Source organism: Marivita sp. (assembly GCF_051859345.1).
GTDB lineage: Bacteria > Pseudomonadota > Alphaproteobacteria > Rhodobacterales > Rhodobacteraceae > Marivita.
The window spans coordinates 41,218-59,199 of record NZ_JBHYFV010000019.1; the positions used below are offsets into that span (position 1 = coordinate 41,218).

General features: G+C 60.6%; 16 protein-coding genes. 5 read left to right on the forward strand and 11 right to left on the reverse strand.

Annotation, left to right across the window (positions count from 1 at the left end):
• Positions 1-32: 32 nt before the first annotated feature.
• The 5 genes from ACTIEN_RS13235 to ACTIEN_RS13255 all read right to left on the reverse strand — a co-directional run bounded on the left by ACTIEN_RS13235 (position 33) and on the right by ACTIEN_RS13255 (position 6,003).
• Complete coding sequence (locus tag ACTIEN_RS13235) at positions 33-599, reverse strand: sarcosine oxidase subunit gamma (protein WP_439523620.1); 567 nt, start codon at positions 597-599, stop codon at positions 33-35.
• A complete protein-coding gene (locus tag ACTIEN_RS13240; protein ID WP_439523621.1) occupies positions 592-3,546 on the reverse strand; it encodes a sarcosine oxidase subunit alpha family protein in 2,955 nt (984 codons plus the stop codon). The genes ACTIEN_RS13235 and ACTIEN_RS13240 overlap by 8 nt, the downstream gene beginning before the upstream one ends.
• Positions 3,543-3,830, reverse strand: a complete 288-nt coding sequence (locus ACTIEN_RS13245) for a sarcosine oxidase subunit delta (RefSeq protein ID WP_439523622.1) — start codon at positions 3,828-3,830, stop codon at positions 3,543-3,545. Before ACTIEN_RS13245 ends, ACTIEN_RS13240 begins: the two co-directional genes overlap by 4 nt.
• Positions 3,830-5,080: a sarcosine oxidase subunit beta family protein gene (locus tag ACTIEN_RS13250; RefSeq protein ID WP_439523623.1), complete on the reverse strand. Its 1,251-nt coding sequence runs from the start codon at positions 5,078-5,080 to the stop codon at positions 3,830-3,832. Before ACTIEN_RS13250 ends, ACTIEN_RS13245 begins: the two co-directional genes overlap by 1 nt.
• A 125-nt stretch (positions 5,081-5,205) precedes the next feature.
• Positions 5,206-6,003, reverse strand: coding sequence for an alpha/beta hydrolase (locus tag ACTIEN_RS13255; RefSeq protein ID WP_439523624.1), 798 nt, complete (start codon positions 6,001-6,003; stop codon positions 5,206-5,208).
• An 82-nt stretch (positions 6,004-6,085) separates the two neighbouring features.
• Here ACTIEN_RS13255 and ACTIEN_RS13260 point away from each other — a divergent pair, with 82 nt between their 5' ends.
• Together ACTIEN_RS13260 and ACTIEN_RS13265 are read left to right on the forward strand one after the other, a co-directional pair.
• Entirely contained in the window at positions 6,086-7,561 is a 1,476-nt protein-coding gene (locus ACTIEN_RS13260; protein ID WP_439523625.1) for an NAD-dependent succinate-semialdehyde dehydrogenase, read from the forward strand.
• Between the two features lie 139 nt (positions 7,562-7,700).
• The gene (locus tag ACTIEN_RS13265) at positions 7,701-9,869 is read left to right on the forward strand and encodes an esterase-like activity of phytase family protein (RefSeq protein ID WP_439523626.1); all 2,169 of its coding nucleotides are present in this window, start codon (positions 7,701-7,703) and stop codon (positions 9,867-9,869) included.
• Between the two features lie 78 nt (positions 9,870-9,947).
• On the opposite strand, the gene ACTIEN_RS13270 is transcribed toward ACTIEN_RS13265, so the two are convergent.
• The 5 genes from ACTIEN_RS13270 to ACTIEN_RS13290 all read right to left on the reverse strand — a co-directional run bounded on the left by ACTIEN_RS13270 (position 9,948) and on the right by ACTIEN_RS13290 (position 15,369).
• Positions 9,948-10,415 carry an Hsp20 family protein gene (locus tag ACTIEN_RS13270; RefSeq protein ID WP_439523627.1) on the reverse strand — a complete coding sequence of 156 codons (468 nt, stop codon included), beginning with the start codon at positions 10,413-10,415 and terminating at the stop codon, positions 9,948-9,950.
• Between the two features lie 117 nt (positions 10,416-10,532).
• Positions 10,533-11,360 carry a trypsin-like serine peptidase gene (locus tag ACTIEN_RS13275; protein ID WP_439523649.1) on the reverse strand — a complete coding sequence of 276 codons (828 nt, stop codon included), beginning with the start codon at positions 11,358-11,360 and terminating at the stop codon, positions 10,533-10,535.
• Positions 11,361-11,430: 70 nt separating this feature from the next.
• Positions 11,431-12,744 carry a glycolate oxidase subunit GlcF gene (gene glcF / locus ACTIEN_RS13280; protein ID WP_439523628.1) on the reverse strand — a complete coding sequence of 438 codons (1,314 nt, stop codon included), beginning with the start codon at positions 12,742-12,744 and terminating at the stop codon, positions 11,431-11,433.
• A gap of 3 nt (positions 12,745-12,747) precedes the next feature.
• Positions 12,748-13,851 (reverse strand): FAD-binding protein, encoded by a 1,104-nt coding sequence (locus tag ACTIEN_RS13285; RefSeq protein WP_439523629.1) that lies wholly within the window; start codon positions 13,849-13,851, stop codon positions 12,748-12,750.
• Positions 13,852-13,920: 69 nt separating this feature from the next.
• The gene (locus ACTIEN_RS13290; RefSeq protein ID WP_439523630.1) at positions 13,921-15,369 is read right to left on the reverse strand and encodes an FAD-linked oxidase C-terminal domain-containing protein; all 1,449 of its coding nucleotides are present in this window, start codon (positions 15,367-15,369) and stop codon (positions 13,921-13,923) included.
• A gap of 121 nt (positions 15,370-15,490) precedes the next feature.
• Between ACTIEN_RS13290 and ACTIEN_RS13295 the strand changes: the two genes are divergently transcribed.
• Genes ACTIEN_RS13295 through ACTIEN_RS13305 form a run of 3 tightly spaced genes read left to right on the forward strand, consistent with a single transcriptional unit; the run spans position 15,491 to position 16,983 of the window.
• A complete protein-coding gene (locus ACTIEN_RS13295) occupies positions 15,491-15,901 on the forward strand; it encodes a CopD family protein (protein ID WP_439523631.1) in 411 nt (136 codons plus the stop codon).
• 3 nt (positions 15,902-15,904) lie between these two features.
• Positions 15,905-16,615 carry a DUF599 domain-containing protein gene (locus ACTIEN_RS13300; RefSeq protein ID WP_439523632.1) on the forward strand — a complete coding sequence of 237 codons (711 nt, stop codon included), beginning with the start codon at positions 15,905-15,907 and terminating at the stop codon, positions 16,613-16,615.
• 35 nt (positions 16,616-16,650) lie between these two features.
• Positions 16,651-16,983 carry a hypothetical protein gene (locus ACTIEN_RS13305; RefSeq protein WP_439523633.1) on the forward strand — a complete coding sequence of 111 codons (333 nt, stop codon included), beginning with the start codon at positions 16,651-16,653 and terminating at the stop codon, positions 16,981-16,983.
• A 73-nt stretch (positions 16,984-17,056) separates the two neighbouring features.
• On the opposite strand, the gene trhO is transcribed toward ACTIEN_RS13305, so the two are convergent.
• Positions 17,057-17,977, reverse strand: coding sequence for an oxygen-dependent tRNA uridine(34) hydroxylase TrhO (gene trhO, locus ACTIEN_RS13310; protein WP_439523634.1), 921 nt, complete (start codon positions 17,975-17,977; stop codon positions 17,057-17,059).
• Between the last annotated feature and the right edge of the window lie 5 nt (positions 17,978-17,982).

A 17,982-nucleotide genomic window follows, 5' to 3' on the forward strand; every position in this document is an offset into this window, starting at 1 on the left:
CGGCCCTTCCTGCGAGTCTTGTCCCGAATGTGCTACAACGCCGCCCGCATGGCCGTCAGCAGGGCATGATGCAACGATCCCGCCGAGGATCGCGGCCCCAGAATGCGCAACCAGTTCGCCGGATCACGGCGCAGGACATAGATACCCATATAGTGAACGACCGTCCGCAGGGCATCCCCGGTTTGCATCCGGTCGATGTCGACATTGCAGCACAGGCGCATCACATCCTCGATCCCGTCGCCACGCATGTCGAAACAAACCCAAGCGTCGGTTTGCTCGGTGATTGACGCGGTCGTCTTGAACCGGGTTTTCAGCTGCGCGGCGAGGTCTTCATGCGTCGCGATCGGCGCACCGACCATCCATTGATCCGGACCCATCCAGAAGGATGCCTCCGGATCGTGCAACACGGTCTTGCCCGGCGCCGGTGCAGGCGACTCCAACAGGTCGGAGAGATGGGCGCGGCAGGTTTCCTCTTGCCCACGTCGCGCCGCGACCGATGCAAGGGCAAGATCGGGGTTTTCCGTCAACGTCACACCCGCCACGGTATCGACGTGCGGTTCAGTGCCGCCAAGGGCGCAGGTTGGATCCAGATCATGCACGAAGGCGGTCTCCTTCCGGGTCGACAAAATGCGGGTTGACGACTTCGACATCGTGATCGACGCCAGTCAGCGGGCTGACCAGACGGATGATTTCGCCGATGCGCGTGTCGCCTGATTTCAGGAACCCAAGTGCGATGTGACATCCAAGGTTGGGTGAATAGCAGGCTGACGTCACATAGCCCTGATCATTGGCCCCTGTCACCTTTGTGCCCTTGGTCATCAGATGCGCCCCTGCGGGAATGGTGTGGTCGGCTTTCACCGGCTTCAGACCCACCAGCTTCAGAGCATCCGGTTCGTTCAGGCCCGGACGTTCGGACAGTTTCGATCCGATGGAATCCTTGGCCTTGGACACCATCTTGCCCATGCCGAGGTTCAGCGCCGTCGTTGTCCCGTTAAGTTCGTTCGCCGTCGCGTGGCCCTTTTCGATGCGCATGACGTTCAGCGCCTCAAGCCCGTAAGGCACTACGTCGAACTCTTCACCCGCCTGCATCAAACGCCGGATCAGCGCGTCACCATAGCGGGTCGGGACCGCGACCTCGTAGGCCAGTTCGCCCGAGAACGAGATACGGAAGAGCCGCGCGCGCAGCCCACCGCAGATGGTGATTTCGCCGCAAGCCATGAAAGGAAAGGCGTCGTTGGACAGGTCCACGCCATCGTCCACGATATTTTCCAGCAATGCGCGAGAGTTTGGCCCGGCGACGGCGAATTGCGCCCAAGCATCTGTGGTCGAGATCATCTGTACGTCCATGTCCGGGAACAGACACTGGCGCACGAATTCCATGTGCCGGTAGACGCCGACGGCATGGGCGGTGGTCGTGGTGACGACGAAATGATCTTCGGCCATCCGCGCCGCCGTGCCGTCATCCATCACGATCCCATCCTCGCGCAGCATCAGGCCGTAGCGCACCTTGCCGACCGGCAGCTTGGCCATGCCGTTGCAGTAGACTTTGTTCAGGAACGCGGCGGCATCCACACCCTGCACGTCGATCTTGCCCAGCGAGGTCACATCGCAGATGCCTACCGATTTGCGGGTCTGGATCACCTCGCGGTCGCAGCTTTGCCGCCAATGGGTCTCGCCGGGTTTCGGAAACCATTGCGCGCGCAACCATAGCCCGGCTTCGGTGAACACCGCGCCTTGTTCCTTGGCCCATGTGTGGCTGGGGGTAAGGCGTGTTGGCTTGGTCTCCATACCCCATGCCCGGCCTGCGAAGACGCCCATCGCGGTCGGTGTATAGGGCGGGCGGAAGATGGTGGTGCCGACCTCGGGAATCGCCTTGCCCGCAACCTCGGCCATGATCGCTAATCCGGCGATATTCGATGTCTTGCCCTGATCGGTTGCCATGCCCAGTGTCGTGTAGCGCTTGAGGTGCTCGACCGAGACATAGTTTTCCTGATGCGCGAGCTTGATGTCCTTCGCGGTCACATCGTTCTGCTGATCCACCCACGCGCGCTTGGCGGTTTTGACATGCCAGAACGGGGTGATTTTGACCGGAGTGTCCTCGGCCTCGGGCAGGGTGGGGGCGCTTGTCTTGAAATCGAGATCGGCAAGGATCGCCTTGGCCCCCTCCGCGCCGGAGTGCAGCGCGCCGTGGGTCGAGAAGATGCCGTTAGCCGCTCCTGCGACGGTCATGCCGGGGGGCAGGGTGCCTCCGGGGACAAAGGCGACAAGCGCCTCGTTCCAGACCGGACGACCACCCTGATGACACGTCAGATGCACGTTCGGGTTCCAGCCGCCCGACACACCCAAAGCCCCGCATTTTATACGGCGGATGCCACCCTTGGGCATCTTCAATTCGATCTGGGACAGCCCAAGATGACCCCATGTCTGGTCGATCACGCCACCCGCAATCACATCATAGTCGGACGAGGTTGGCGCATCGGCGCGGGTGTCGATCACCGACACAACCTCAACGCCCTTCGCCACCAGATCAGAGGCGGTGCGATGACCGTCATCATTGTTGGTGAAGATCGCCACCTGCCCCGCAGGCGTTGTCGCCCAGCGGTTCGCATAGGCGCGAACGGCACTGGCCTGCATGATACCGGGGCGGTCGTTGTTCTCGAACACGATGGGGCGTTCGGTGGCCCCGGCGCAGAGCAGCGAACGTTTCGATGTGATGCGCCAGAGGATCTGCCGGGGCTTGCCGTCTTCGGGTTCAGCAAGGTGATCGCTGATCCGCTCGACCGCGCCATAGACGCCGTGATCGAAGGCTCCGATGACTGTTGTGCGGGGCATGACACGGACATTGGGCATCGCCTGCAAGCGCGCGACTGTTTCCGCCGCCCATGCCGCGCCGGACATGCTGCCTACGGCATAGGTCTCAAGGTTCAGACGCCCACCGATCAGGAAATCCTCGTCACACAGGATCACCCGCGCGCCGCTTTCCCCGGCGGTCAGTGCAGCGGAAAGGCCAGCAGGACCGCCGCCGATGATCAGCACGTCACAGTGCAGGAAGCCCTTGTCGTAACCGTCCGGGTCGTCCTGAAGGCTGAGCGATCCCAGACCGGCGGCCTTGCGGATGATCGGCTCGTAGACCTTTTCCCAGAACGCGGCGGGCCACATGAAAGTCTTGTAATAGAACCCGGCGGCAAAGAAGTTCGACAGCAGGTCGTTCACCTGCATCGCGTCGAATTTCAGCGATGGCCAGCGGTTCTGCGAATTGGCCCGCAACCCGTCGTAAAGCTCTGCAGTTGTTGCCCGCGTGTTGGGCTCCTTGCGTGCCCCTTCGCGCAACTCGACAATCGCGTTCGGCTCTTCCGATCCGGCGGTCATCACCCCACGCGGGCGGTGGTACTTGAACGACCGCCCCATCAACCGCACGCCGTTGGCCAGCAGCGCCGAGGCAAGCGTGTCGCCCTTGTGACCCTTGTAGTGCTGGCTGTCGAAGCGGAACGACCATGTCTCTGACCGGTCGATCAGCCCGCCGTCCAAACGGTTCTTCTGGCTCATTTCGACCGCCCTTCTGTCCGCGCCACGTCGCGGGCAAGCTCCACCGATGTGATCTCGTGCGTGACGGTGTTTCGCGTCACCACCAGCCACGACCGGTCGCCTTGTTCGTGATACCAAAGCTCTCGGTGCAGTCCCGCCGGGTTGTCACGGGTGTGGCCGTAGTCGATGAACTGGTTCAGCGCATCGTCCGCTTGCCAGTCAGGGCGGTTGATCAGGCACGCATCGCCCAGGTAGACAAATTCGCTAAGGTCGCGCGGGCCAAGAAGGGGGTGGTTGAGGATCATCAGTGCAGATTGGGCTGATTGCCCATCCCTTTTTCGTCGATCATGTGCCCGGTGTGGAACCGGTCCAGACGGAACGCTGTGGCGGTGTCATGCTGTGTGTCGGTGGCGAGCAGATGGGCATAGACCATGCCCGACGCAGGCGTTGCCTTGAACCCGCCGTAACACCAGCCGCCGTTGAAATAGAGCCCGTCGATATGGGTCTTGTCGATGATTGGTGAGCCGTCCATCGACATGTCCATGATCCCGCCCCAGGACCGCAGCAGCCGCGCGCGGCCCATCATCGGGAACATCGCGATCGCTTCTTCCATCACGTCCTCGACCATCGGCAGGTTGCCGCGCGAGGCGTAGGAATTGTAGCCGTCGATATTGCCGCCAAAAACCAGCCCACCCTTGTCGGACTGGCTGCAATAGAAATGCCCCGCGCCGAAGGTGATGACACCGGGCAGCACGGGCTTGAGCCCTTCGGACACAAAAGCCTGCAAGACATGGCTTTCGATGGGCAATCGCATCCCGGCATAGGCCATCACCTTGGACGATGATCCGGCCACGCAAGATCCGACCTTCTTGGCGCCGATATACCCACGCGAGGTTTCAACGCCGAGGATCTTGCCACCTTCAATCCGGAAACCCGTGACTTCGCAATTCTGGATGATGTCGACACCGCGCTGGTCGGCGGCACGGGCATAGCCCCACGCCACCGCATCATGCCGCGCGGTGCCTGCACGCGCCTGCAACAGCCCACCCATGACAGGGAAACGCGCGTTCTTCACGTTCAGAAACGGGTACTTCTCCAACACCTGCTCTTGCGACAGCAATTCGGCATCCGCGCCGTGCAGGATCATCGCGTTGCCGCGCCGGATATAGGCGTCGCGCTGGGCGTCGGAATGCATCAGGTTGATGATCCCGCGCTGGCTCATCATCGCGTTGTAGTTCAGATCCTGTTCCAGCGTTTCCCAGAGCTTGAGCGAAAATTCGTAGAACGGCTCGTTGCCATCGAGCATGTAGTTAGACCGCACAATCGTGGTGTTCCGCCCCACATTGCCGCCCCCGATCCAGCCCTTTTCCAGCACGGCGATGCGCGACTGCTTGTATTCCTTGGCAAGGTAATAAGCCGTCGCCAGACCATGCCCGCCACCCCCGATGATGACGTAATCATAGGCGGGTTTCGGATCCGCATCGCGCCACGCCGGACCCCAGCCGCGATGGCCGGTCAGCGCTTCCTTGATCACCCGAAATCCTGAATATCGCATGTCGTTCGACTCCTTCCCGGCGATCCTTGCACGGGCTTGATCAGTGCGGCCTGTCTCTTTCAGTCAATTCAAAGCTCAAAAAAGACATGGCGCGGGGGCAAGCTCTTGCCGAAATCAGCGGAGTGTCAAGAAGCGCCCTGCAGAATTGACTGCATCAGCGGGCTATCTGCTTTGATCAGCCCGTTAATGATGTCAAAATGGTGCTTTCCGGGGTCCACGATCCTTTCGCAGCCCCAGGCATCAGCCAGCCACTTGGCCTGATCCAGAAACACGGGGCGTTCTTCTGCCCCAACCCAGACCGTCACGGGAATCGATGGGGCGTCCATCAGCACAGGGCTTTCTGCCGCGGCGGCGGTTTCGTCCATCTTGAAGTCCTGATTCATCAGCGTCTTCAACAAGGGGCGCAAATCCGACAGCGGCGAAATGGGCACAGATTTCGCCACCCGCGTCAGCACATCACCCGGCAAGATCCCGGGGTCCAGCATACGCGACACAAGATGCCCACCTGCGGAATGCCCGGCCAACCGGATCGGGCCTTCGAACTCTCGGGCAACAACAGTGATCGCGTTTGCGACCTGACGGGTGATGTCGGAAATGCGAACGCGGGGGCAGAGATCATAGGTCGGCATCGCCACAACCCAACCGTTGTCCAACGCACCTTGCGCAAAATGCGACCAAAGCGATCCGTCGGTCTGGCGCCAGAATCCCCCATGCACAAAGACAAAAATGCCCTTTGGCGTGCGATCAGGCAGGAACAGATCCACAACCTCGCGCGTTCCATGGCCATACATCACCCCAAGACGGGCGCGGCCCAGAACGGACATCTTTCCACGAAATACATCTGCATCCGCACGCCATTGGTCTGGGAAATCTGCCCCGTTCGGGATATGAGGCGCATTAGCATAAGCGTCGTTCCAATCCACGTCGCGTCTCCAAAACATCAACACTTGCCAATGCATGTATCAAGTGTTCCATCTTTGTCAGCATAAAAACCGGAGGGATCCCATGCTCGACCAGACAACAAACCTCGCCAGCCTGCTCAACGATCCGTCCCTGCTCGAAACGCGGGCTTATGTGAACGGCACCTGGATCGACGGGGACGATGGCACCTTCGCCGTCGACAATCCGGCGCGCGGTGACACGATTGCCGAGGTCGCCGACCTGTCGCGTGCGCAGGTGGCCAAGGCCATCGCCGCTGCCGAAACCGCGCAAAAGGACTGGGCCAAGTGGACCGGCAAGGAACGCGCAGGTGTGCTGCGCAAATGGTTCGACCTGATGATGGAACACCAGGAGGATCTGGGCACGATCCTGACCGCCGAACAGGGCAAGCCCCTGACCGAGGCCAAGGGAGAGATCGCCTATGGCGCGTCCTTCATCGAGTTCTTCGCGGAAGAGGCCAAGCGAGTCTACGGCGAAACCATTCCCGGCCACCAGCGTGACAAGCGCATCATGGTGATGAAACAGCCCATCGGCGTTGTCGGCTCGATCACGCCCTGGAATTTCCCCAACGCGATGATCACCCGCAAGGCCGGTCCGGCGCTCGCCGCCGGGTGTAGCTTTGTCGCGCGGCCTGCCGCCGAAACCCCGCTCTCGGCCATCGTGCTGGGTGTTCTGGCGGAACGTGCTGGCATCCCGGCGGGCGTGTTCAATGTCGTGCCGTCGTCTTCGTCGTCCGAAGTGGGCAAGGAGATGTGCGAGAACCCCGCGGTGCGCAAGCTGACCTTTACCGGCTCGACCGAAGTGGGTCGCATCCTGCTGCGGCAGGCAGCCGATCAGGTGATGAAATGCTCGATGGAGCTGGGCGGCAACGCACCCTTCATCGTATTCGACGATGCGGATATCGACGCAGCCGTCGACGGCGCGATCATGTGCAAGTTCCGCAACAACGGCCAGACCTGCGTCTGTGCCAACCGCATCTACGTTCAGGCGGGCGTTTATGACGCTTTTGCGCAGAAGCTGAAAGAGAAGGTCTCGAAGATGAAAGTCGGCGACGGTCTTGAAGCAGGAACCGATCTTGGCCCGCTCATCAACTCGGATGCCATCGACAAGGTGCAGGACCACATCAAGGACGCCAAGGCCAAAGGTGCCGAAGTGATCCTGGGTGAAGAAGATCATCGCAAGGACGGCAATTTCTTTGGCCCGACCATCGTCACCGGTGCCACCAAGGAGATGTCGTTCTCGACCGAAGAAACCTTTGGCCCGCTCGCTCCGCTCTTCAAGTTCGAGACCGAAGACGATGTGATCGAACTGGCGAATGACACGATCTTCGGCCTTGCCAGCTATTTCTATGCCAAGGATCTGAGCCGCGTCTACAAGGTGGCCGAAGCGCTGGAATACGGCATCGTCGGTGTAAACACCGGCATCATCTCGTCCGAGGTCGCACCGTTCGGTGGCGTCAAACAATCGGGCCTTGGTCGCGAAGGCAGCCATCATGGCATCGAGGAATTCCTCGAAATGAAATATGTCTGCCTGAGCGTCTGAGGCAGCGATTTTTCGAAAAATCGCATGAGACCCTTCAAAGGGTCTCATGCCGCGCAAGTTCACAAAACTGAATCAAAACTGTCATGCGCGTGTCTTGACTTGGCGGCACCTCCCTCTTGTCAATCCAAGGGGGATTTCCATGACATATCGTGCGCTGTGCCTGACATCGGCCATAGCTTTGACTGCCTCGGCTGCGTCCGCCGAGATGAATTTCAACCGCGTCGCGTCCTTTCCGGTCGTCACAAACATGGCCGAGGGTGAAGACACCTCCCGCGTGTCTAGCGCCGAGATCATTTCGGCCAGTTCCGATGGTATGACGCTGGTCTATTCCGACAGCCCGCTGAGTGTGATCGGCATGATCGACATCACCGATCCTTCAAACCCGCAGCCCAAGGGCAACGTCACCCTTGAAGGCGGCGAACCGACAGCGGTGTCCGCACTGGGCAACACGGTGTTTGTCGGCGTGAACACGTCTGAAAGCTACACCGCGCCGTCGGGCTTCCTGTTGCACCTCGATATGGCAACCGGTGCTGAGGCCGGGCGCTGCGATCTGGGCGGTCAGCCCGATTCGACCGCCGTTGCAACGGATGCGTCTTTCGTGACAGTGGCGATCGAAAACGAACGTGACGAGGATGCAGGCGATGGCCGCGTGCCGCAGATGCCGGCTGGCCATGTGTCGATCATCCCGCTTGATGCAAACGGCATGATGCAGTGCGACGCGCAGGTCCGTGCTGACGTGACCGGCCTTGCCGCCATCGCGCCTGAAGACCCCGAGCCCGAGTTCGTGGACGTGAACGCCAATGGCGAGATCGTCGTGACGATGCAGGAAAACAACCACATCGTGGTTCTCTCTCCGACCGGTGAGGTGATCAGCCACTTCTCTGCCGGTTCAGTGGATCTTGAAAATGTCGACGCCACCGACGAAGGCGCGGCGCTGTTGTTTTCGGAAACCCTGACAAGTGTGCCGCGTGAACCCGATGGCATCCAGTGGATCGACACCGACCATGTCGTGACCGCCAACGAAGGCGACATGGACGGCGGATCGCGCGGCTTTACCGTGTTCCACAAGGACGGCACCGTCGTTTACGAAAGCGACGCGTCGTTCGAGCATGCCGTGGTCCAGATCGGCCATTACCCGGATCGTCGCTCCGACGCCAAGGGTGTTGAGCCCGAAGGCATGGAGTTCGCGGTGTTCGGTGACACGCCCTATGTGTTTCTGCTGGCAGAGCGCGCATCGGTCATCGGTGTCTACGACATGACTGACCCGGCCAACCCGGTGCTCAAGCAATTGCTGCCTTCGGGCATTTCCCCCGAAGGTGCGGTTGCCATCCCAAGCCGCAACCTGCTTGCCACTGCCAATGAATTCGACGGGATCGAAGACGGTGCCGCGCGCGCGCATGTGATGATCTACGAATACCAGGACGCGCCTGCCTCTTATCCGCACATCACCTCTGCCGGTATGGACACGCTGACCGGCTGGGGTGCGAATTCCGGCATGGTCGCTGACAGCGATGGCACGCTCTGGGCCGTCAATGACAGCTTCTATGGCTTCCAGCCCACCATCTTCCACATCGACCCAAGCCAGACCCCGGCGCAGATCGTCAAGGCGATCCCGGTCACCCGTGGCGGTCAACCCGCGCAGTTGATGGACATGGAAGGTATCACGCTGGATGGCGAAGGCGGCTTCTGGGTCGCGTCCGAAGGCCGTCTGGATCGCGGTATCCTGCATGCGATTTATCACATCAATGGCGATGGCGAGATCGAAACAACCATCCCGGTTCCGGCCGAGTTGCTGGCGGTCGAAACACGTTTCGGTTTCGAAGGCATCACCAAGATGGGCAATACACTCTGGATGGCGGTTCAACGTGAATGGGCCGACGATCCGGCGAACCATGTCAAGCTGGTCGCCTATGACCTCGACTCCAAGGAATGGGGTGCCGTGCGCTATGAAAAAGCCGAACCTGCAACTGGCTGGGTCGGTTTGTCGGAAATCACCGCGCATGGCGAACACGTCTACATCATCGAACGTGACAACCAGATCGGCGCGGCGGCTGTGACCAAGAAAGTGTACCGCGTCGCCCTGTCCGAAATGGTGCCCGCACCGCTGGGTGGCGACCTGCCCGTCGTGACCAAGGAAGAGGTGTTGGACCTGCTGCCCTACCTGACATCGACAGGCGGCTATGTTCTGGACAAGGTCGAAGGCTTGGCCATCACCGAAGACGGCACGATGTGGGTGTCCACCGACAATGATGGCGTCGACGAACACTCCGGCGAAACGATGCTGTTTGCCATCGAGGGTGCTCTCTGATCCCTCTCAAGGTCGATTGAAGGAACAAAAAAAGGCGCGGGACACCCCGCGCCTTTGTCGTTTCCGGTCCGAATGACGTCAGTTGACCGCCTTTGCGTCAAACACGTCTTTTTCGACCGCATCCGCCTTGGCAATCGCGATCCGGCGCGGTTTCAACGCTTCGGGAATCTCGCGCTGCAGGTCGATATGCAACATGCCGTTCTCGTGGCTGGCCCCAACAACCCGAACATGGTCGGCCAGATGGAACCGGCGCTGGAAAGCGCGGGTGGCAATGCCACGGTGCAGGAAGGTGCGGTCTTCGTCCTCATCCACCTTGTTGGCAGAGACAAGCAATGCGCCGTCCTTGACCTCGACCGTCAGATCGTCGTCCGAGAACCCGGCGACAGCGATCGAGATGCGATAGGCATCGTCTGCAGTCTTTTCGATGTTGTAGGGTGGGTACGTGGACTGAGAGACCTCGTTGGTCAAAACCCGGTCCATCAGGTCGGCAATTTGGTCAAAGCCGACAGTTGCGCGGTAAAGCGGTGCGAAATCATATCCTCGCATAGGTCATCCTCCATTGAGCGATACCAGATGTGACAAGCCTTCCATCGTGGACAGGCTCGGTTCATGGTGCCAGGCCCCGTTTGGGCATCCCGACGTCATTAATCTGGGAAGGTCAGATCAGGGTTTCAAGAGGTCTGAAACAGGCTCTTGCGGGCGAATGAACTTTGCGCCGGTGTCCTTGCGTGCGCCCTCTTCGGCGCGGAAAGGCCGAAAGGCCGATCCGACTTCAAAACCGGCACCACCGTCCATCATCGCCAGGATCATGTCGATCTGGGCGTCCAGTGGCGCACCCAACGAAACAGGCCTGCCCCCGCTCTTGGCCTTGGACGACACAACGGAAACGATCCGTGGGCCATCCCGGTGAAAGGCGAAAACCGGTGATCCGGAGCTGCCGAAATCGACCGAGCAAGACAAGATCAGCACGGTCTCTTGCGCCGAAATCACGTCACAGGTGTCCTGCATCGAAGGCGCTTCAGAGCGGTTGTGCGCGTAAGACACCACACCGACGCTTTCCCCAACGTGAGGGCGTTCTCCGGTCACAAGCGGGATGATCGTCGTGTTGCGCACCGGGTGCTGCAATTCGATCAGGGCAATGTCGCTATGCACCCGATCCGAGCTGGGTTCTGCATTGAAATCGTAATCCGGATGCGCCACGGCACGCCGCACACGCCGGTAGGCCGCCGCACGTCCGTTGCGCCAGCCCGCCAGAAATTGGATGTCCTCGGGCGCAAGCAGCGCACCGTCATCGTTGTAAAGGCAGTGCGCAGCGGTCAGCACCATCTGAGGCGAGATCAGCGATCCGGTGCAAAACGCCTTCCCGGCAAGTTCAAGGCGGCCAACAGCTTCCCATGCGCGACCATCCTGGCGACTCTCCATCGAGAACAGCCCGGTGCCCTGTGCTGCGGAAACCGCGGGCAACACGAATAACATGGCCCCAAAGAGCATATGGCGCACAAATCACCTCCAGTTGGAAACTGAGCTACTGTTCTATTCGGGCAAAAGTGTGACTTTGTCGTTAATTTTCTGATATTTGAAAGGCTTTCGGCATTGGCCCGCCGGTGGCCCAATCCAAGAGCTCAACCGTATGGAGAATGGGAATACCTGTCCCAGAGCCTATTTGCATCATGCAGCCGATATTGCCTGCTGCAATGACATCAGGCTGCTTCGCCTCTAACGTGTGGATCTTACGCGCCTTGAGTTGTTTTGAAATCTCTGGCTGCATCAGATTGTAGGTGCCCGCTGAACCGCAACACAGATGGCTGTCAGCAGGTTCCACCACCTCGAACCCTGCAGCCTTGAGCAACGTTTTCGGATGAGTCTTGATCTGCTGGCCGTGCTGAAGACTACAGGCGGCGTGGTAGGCCACCTTGATGCCGCCATGCACCGTCCTGGCCTGCGCGACACTGTCCTCATCCACCAGTTCGACCAGCACTTCGCTTACATCCCGGGCAATCCCCGACACCCGCGCCGCATCCTCGGCCAGCGGGTCATTGCGGAACATGTGCCCGTAATCCTTGACCGTCGTGCCACAGCCGCTGGTGTTGATCACAATTGCGTCCAATCCATCGCCATCCATCTCGCGCGCCCAGGCGTGGATATTGGCGGCCGCCGATACATGGCTTTCGTCGACCTTGCCCATGTGATGCGTCAGCGCCCCGCAACAGCCGGCGCCCTTGGCAACAACCACCTCGCATCCCAGCCGCGTGAGCAGCCGGATCGTGGCATCGTTGATATCGGTGTTCAGCGCCTTCTGCGCGCAGCCCGTCATCAGCGCGACCCGCTTTCGACGCGGCTGAGTGGGCGCAAAGCTTTGCGGATCGTCATTGCGGCTCACCGGCGGAATGCGCTTCGGTGCCATCTCCAGCATCGCCTTCAGCCGCGCATCCGGGATCAGCGGCGCAAAGGGCTTGCCGATCTTCGCCAATAGCAACGCCACCCGAAACCGCGTTGGATAGGGCAGGATGCGCGCCAAGGTCCAGCGCAGTGCCTTTTCATGCCAGGGCCGGTCATAGTTCTTTTCGATATAGGCCCGCGCGTGATCGACCAGGTGCATGTAATGCACGCCGGACGGACAGGTTGTCATGCAGGCGAGACAGGACAGGCAGCGGTCGATATGCTTGACCGTCTTTTCATCCGGCACCCGCTCGTTCTCGAGCATGTCCTTGATCAGATAAATCCGCCCACGCGGGCTGTCCAATTCGTCGCCCAGCACCTGGTAGGTCGGACAGGTCGCGGTGCAGAACCCGCAATGCACACAGCTGCGCAGAACCTCGTTGGAGCGCGAAATGTCCGGGTCGCGCAACTGCGCGTCTGTAAACGTCGTCTGCATCTTTTACCCCATCAATCCCGCGTTCAGGATGCCTTTCGGATCGAACCGTTTCCGCAAACCTTTCGACAGCGTGGCAAGCACCGCCGGTTCAGGTTGAAACTTCGGTTGCCCGCTGCCCCGCACCAGCGTCGCATGCCCGTCAAACGATCCCAACCGGCCCCGTACGTCCGCCCCTTCCGGCACAAGCGCCCAGATCAGGCCACCACCCAAGTCATAAACCAGCGCCTCGGCCTTGATCGTCTCGGCCAGCTCTGCGGCCAGAGTGGGGGTGCAGGACACCCGCCAGACATCGCCGGCGACCCCGTGAAACGGCACAATGTCCCGGACCCGGATCCAGGTATCGGCAACCGCCTCGGGGTCCCGTTCGATCCGTACCTTGTGGTCAGGGAACAATCCCGCCACCCGCTCCGCGCGATAGGCCACCGACCCGTCAAATCCTTCGATCCGCAGCATGGTCACAGGTGTCCGGTCCGGCCCAACGGGCAGATGCGCCGCACCGGACACCTCAAACGGTGATCCAAGCGCGGTGGCCATCACACGCACAGCCTGACCATCGCTCAACCCGTCGATCATCACGCAAGCGGCGGTCTCGGGCTTGGGCAGCACCTTGAGGCTGACCTCGCTCAGAACGCCAAGCGTTCCCCAGGATCCGCTCATCAACTTCACCAGATCAAAACCGGTGACATTCTTCATCACGCGCCCGCCATTCTTGACCACGGTCCCGGTGCCATCGACATAGCGCACACCCAGCATGAAGTCCCGACAGGCGCCCACTGACACCCGACGTGGTCCGCTGACATTGGCCGCGACGACACCGCCAATGGTCGGCTCACCGGACGTGCCCATCAGGCCGCGATGATCCATCGGCTCAAACGCCAGCCGCTGCCCCTCCGCATCCAAAGCCGCTTCGATCTCGGCCAAGGGTGTGCCCGTCTGCGCGACAAGGGTCAGCGATCCCGGCTCGTAAAGCGTGATCCCCGACAGCCCCCCGGTTTCCAGCAACTCTCCATTAAGGTTAACGCCCCGCGTTCCCCCACCGCGCACAGCAATCGGTCCAGAGGCCGATGCAATCATCCCGGCCAGGTCGGCCTCTGTCTCAGGTCTCATGGTCTTCTTCTTTTCTCAAATATGCCGGGGGAGTCGCGCAAAGCGCGACGGGGGCAGCGCCCCCAATCCTCATTCTGCCGCAAGCGCGACATTGCGACGGCTCTCGGACGCCGCCAAGGGAAACACCTTGGCCGGGTTCAACAACCATGCGGGGTCGAACACGTCCTTCACCGCCATCTGCGCCTCAAGGTCCGCAGGTGCGAACTGGTCCACCATCAGATCGCGCTTCTCGATGCCGACACCATGTTCCCCGGTCAGACATCCGCCCACCTCGACACAGAGCCGCAGGATGTCCGCGCCGAACGCTTCGCACAGCTCCAGATCGCCTTCCTTGTTCGCATCGAACAGGATCAGTGGGTGCATGTTGCCGTCACCGGCATGAAACACGTTGGCCACGTCCAACCCGTATTCCTTGGACATCTCGCCGATCCGGCGCAGCACATAAGGCAGTTCCGACACAGGAATCGTTCCGTCCAGACACATGTAATCGTTGATCTGCCCCATCGCGCCAAAGGCCGATTTGCGGCCCAGCCAGATACGCCCGGCCTCATCCGCATCCTTCGCCTCCCGCAGCTCCACCGGGTTGTGCCGCCGCGCGATCTCCAGAATCAACGCCAACTGTTCGTCGATCTCGGCCGGGCTGCCCTCGACCTCGACAATCAACAGCGCCTCGCACATCGGGTAGCCTGCCTTGGCAAAGGCTTCGGTCGCTTCGATACAGGGGCGGTCCATGAATTCGATGGCCACGGGCAGTACACCGGCCTTGATGATGTCGGCCACGCAGGCACCCGCGACCTCGTTGGCATCGAATCCCATCAACACCGGGCGGGCGCCTTCGGGCTTGGGCAGGATGCGCAGTGTGGCTTCGGTCACGACGCCCAACTGCCCTTCAGATCCGCAGATCAGGCCCAAGAGGTCATATCCTCCGGAATCCAGATGCTTTCCCCCGATCTCCAGCACGGTGCCATCCATCTTCACCAAGGTGACACCCATCAGGTTGTTCGTTGTCACCCCGTACTTGAGACAATGCGCGCCCCCTGAATTCATCGCGATATTGCCCGCGATGGCGCAGGCCAACTGGCTGGAGGGGTCGGGCGCATAAAAGAACCCGTCCGCTTCGACAGCACCCGTGACGCTCAGATTGGTGCGCCCGGTCTGCACGCGGATAAACCGGTTGTCGTAGTCGGTCTCGATCACGTCGTTCATTCGCGCCACGCCCAGCAAAACGCAATCTGCGGTGGGCAATGCGCCCCCGGCAAGGGATGTGCCCGATCCGCGCGGAACCACCGGCACACCCATCTCGTGACAGACCTTCAGCACTGCCGACACCTCTTCGGTCGACGAGGGCAGGACAACCGCAAGCGGCGGACACTTGTAGGCGGTCAGCGCATCACATTCATACGCGCGGGTTTCCATCTCGTCAGAGATCACGGCATCCTGTGGCAACACTGCGCGCAGACGCGAAACGATCTGCGCCTTCAGCGACAGGACTCTGGAATCGGGTTGGGGCATCTGCATGGCGTTTCCTTTAAATTGGTAAGAAGATATAACCAATCCTGCAGGATAAGCCAGAGAAATTTCGCAGCGCGCGGCATCTGGGCCTCTTGCCTTTGCGCAAAAGCACCGTCACCAAGCGTTTATGGACTGGGTCAAGATCATTCATCTGTTGTGCGTCATGGGGTGGATGACCTCGATTTTCGCGGTGCCGCGTGCGCTCATCTACTGGAAGCGTGAACATGACCGCATCGGCGAATTCGGCCCTTTGGGGGATCTCACGATCCGTCTCTACCGGTTTTCTGCGGGGTTGGGCGTGATCGCCTTGATCACCGGCCTCTGGCTCGGGTCGATCTGGCAGTTCCCGACATGGGTCTGGGTCAAGCTGTCGCTCGTAGTGCTGCTGACGCTGCATTACATGTGGACCGGTCGGCTGGTGCTGCGTGCGAAACGCGGCGTGTTCACCGAATCCGACCGCTATCTGCGCATCTTCAACGAAATAAGCGTGTTCGGCGTCATCGCGATCCTTTGGGTTGTCGTCGTCAAGCCGTTCTGACCGATGGACTGGTTCGACCGCCTCTACCTGTTCACACTCCTCGACGCGATTGGCCTGGGCCTGCTGATCCTGAGTTGGATTGGCAGCACGTTCATCATCGAAAACGCTCCCAAATCGCGTCCCTCCACGTCGCAGATCATGGCCGAGTATCGCCGCGACTGGATGCGCCAGTTTGTTCAGCGCGATCCGCGTATCTTCGACAGCCAGATCATCTCGAGCCTGCGGCAGGGCACGGCGTTTTTCGCCTCGGCGACGATGATTGCCATCGGCGGTGGCTTTGCGCTTTTGGGCAATGCCGAGCGACTGCGCGGCGTGGCGCAGGATTTGACGCTGGAAAGTGATCCGATCTTCCTGCTCGAGGTCAAGTTGCTGGTGTTGGTGTTGTTCGCTGCGAACGCCTTTCTCAAGTTCGTCTGGTCGCACCGGTTGTTCGGGTATTGCTCGGTTATCATGGCAGCGGTGCCGAACGATCCCGAGGACCCCAAGGCGTTGCCGATCGCGCTTCAGGCGGGTGAGCTGAACATCACCGCCGCGCGCGGCTACAATCGCGGCTTGCGGTTGATCTATTTCGGCATCGCGTCTTCGGCGTGGCTCCTCGGGGCCGGACCGTTGATCCTGGCAACGCTTGTGACCCTGCTGGTGATCCTGCGCCGGGAATTTGCGTCCCAATCGCGGCACGTTCTTCTGAACGGCGCGCCGGACGCGAAAATGTGACTTTTGGTCATCGTGGCGTCTGATAGGCTGGTGCCATGCTGACCCGTGTCTTGATCTGCCTCACCTGTTTCGCACCGCCCGTTCTGGCGGATCCGCCCGATGTTGTCGGTATCGACGTTTCAGGAAGCCAGGTCTCCGTCACGCTGGCGCATCCTGATACGGGATGGGACCACTATGCCGATGGCTGGCGGATCGAGACCGAGGATGGCACCGTCATCGGCGCACGGGAGCTTTTGCATCCACACGAAACCGAACAGCCCTTCACGCGCAGCCTGAGTGTCGGTGACTTGCCCGAAGGCCCGCTTTTCATCCGGGCGAAATGTTCGGTGGATGGCTGGTCCGACACGCGAGTGTCTTTTGGGCGGTGAGGACCGTCTGAAAAGGTAAGCAGGTCTGACCTGTTGTTTCGCGCGCGAAACAAATGGGCCGGTTCGGACGTATTTAATTTTCGTCAACCACGTCAGCGTGCAAGTGCCGTTCACCGCGCGCTTCGGCCAAAGCGATCTGTTTCTGCCGTTCCCGGAACCGTGCCTTGTCGTCGTCCGAGGTTTCCCCGACACACAGGTGACAGGACACGCCATGTTCGTACTCAGGCTTGTCGCGGTCCTCTGGCAGGATAGGGCGGCGGCAGGCGTGGCACAGAAGATGCGGCCCTTCGGTCAGCCCGTGACCCACCGATACGCGACCGTCGAACACAAAGCAGTCTCCCTGCCATGTGCTTTGGTCCTGCGGCACCTCTTCAAGGTACTTCAGGATGCCGCCCTTGAGGTGATACACCTCTTCGACCCCCTGGCTGATCAGGTAGTTCGTGGACTTTTCGCAGCGAATGCCCCCGGTGCAGAACATCGCGATCCGCTTGTTGTGAAAGCGGTCCTTGTTCTGTTCCCACCATTCGGGGAATTCGCGAAAGCTGTCGGTCTTGGGATCAACTGCGCCCTCAAACGTACCGATGGCGACCTCGTAATCATTGCGGGTATCAATCACTGCCACATCGGGGCTTTGGATCAATTCGTTCCAGTCGGACGGCTGAACGTAATGGCCGACCTTGGCGCCGGGGTCGACGTCCGGAACACCCATCGTGACGATCTCTTTCTTGAGCCGCACCTTCATGCGGGGGAACGGGCGCTCTTGCGCGGTGGAGAGCTTCCATTCCAGAGCGGCGCAACCGGGCAGGGCGCGCAGATGGGTTAACAAATGGTCAATGCCAGCCTTGGGGCCAGCCACCGTGCCGTTGATGCCTTCACGCGCCAAAAGAAGCGTGCCTGTGATCGCGTTGTCACGGCAGACATCAAGCAGCGGATCCCGCAAGGCAGCGGGATCGTCGAAGCGGGTGAAGTGATAAAGTGCGCAAACCGTAAACATGGGCG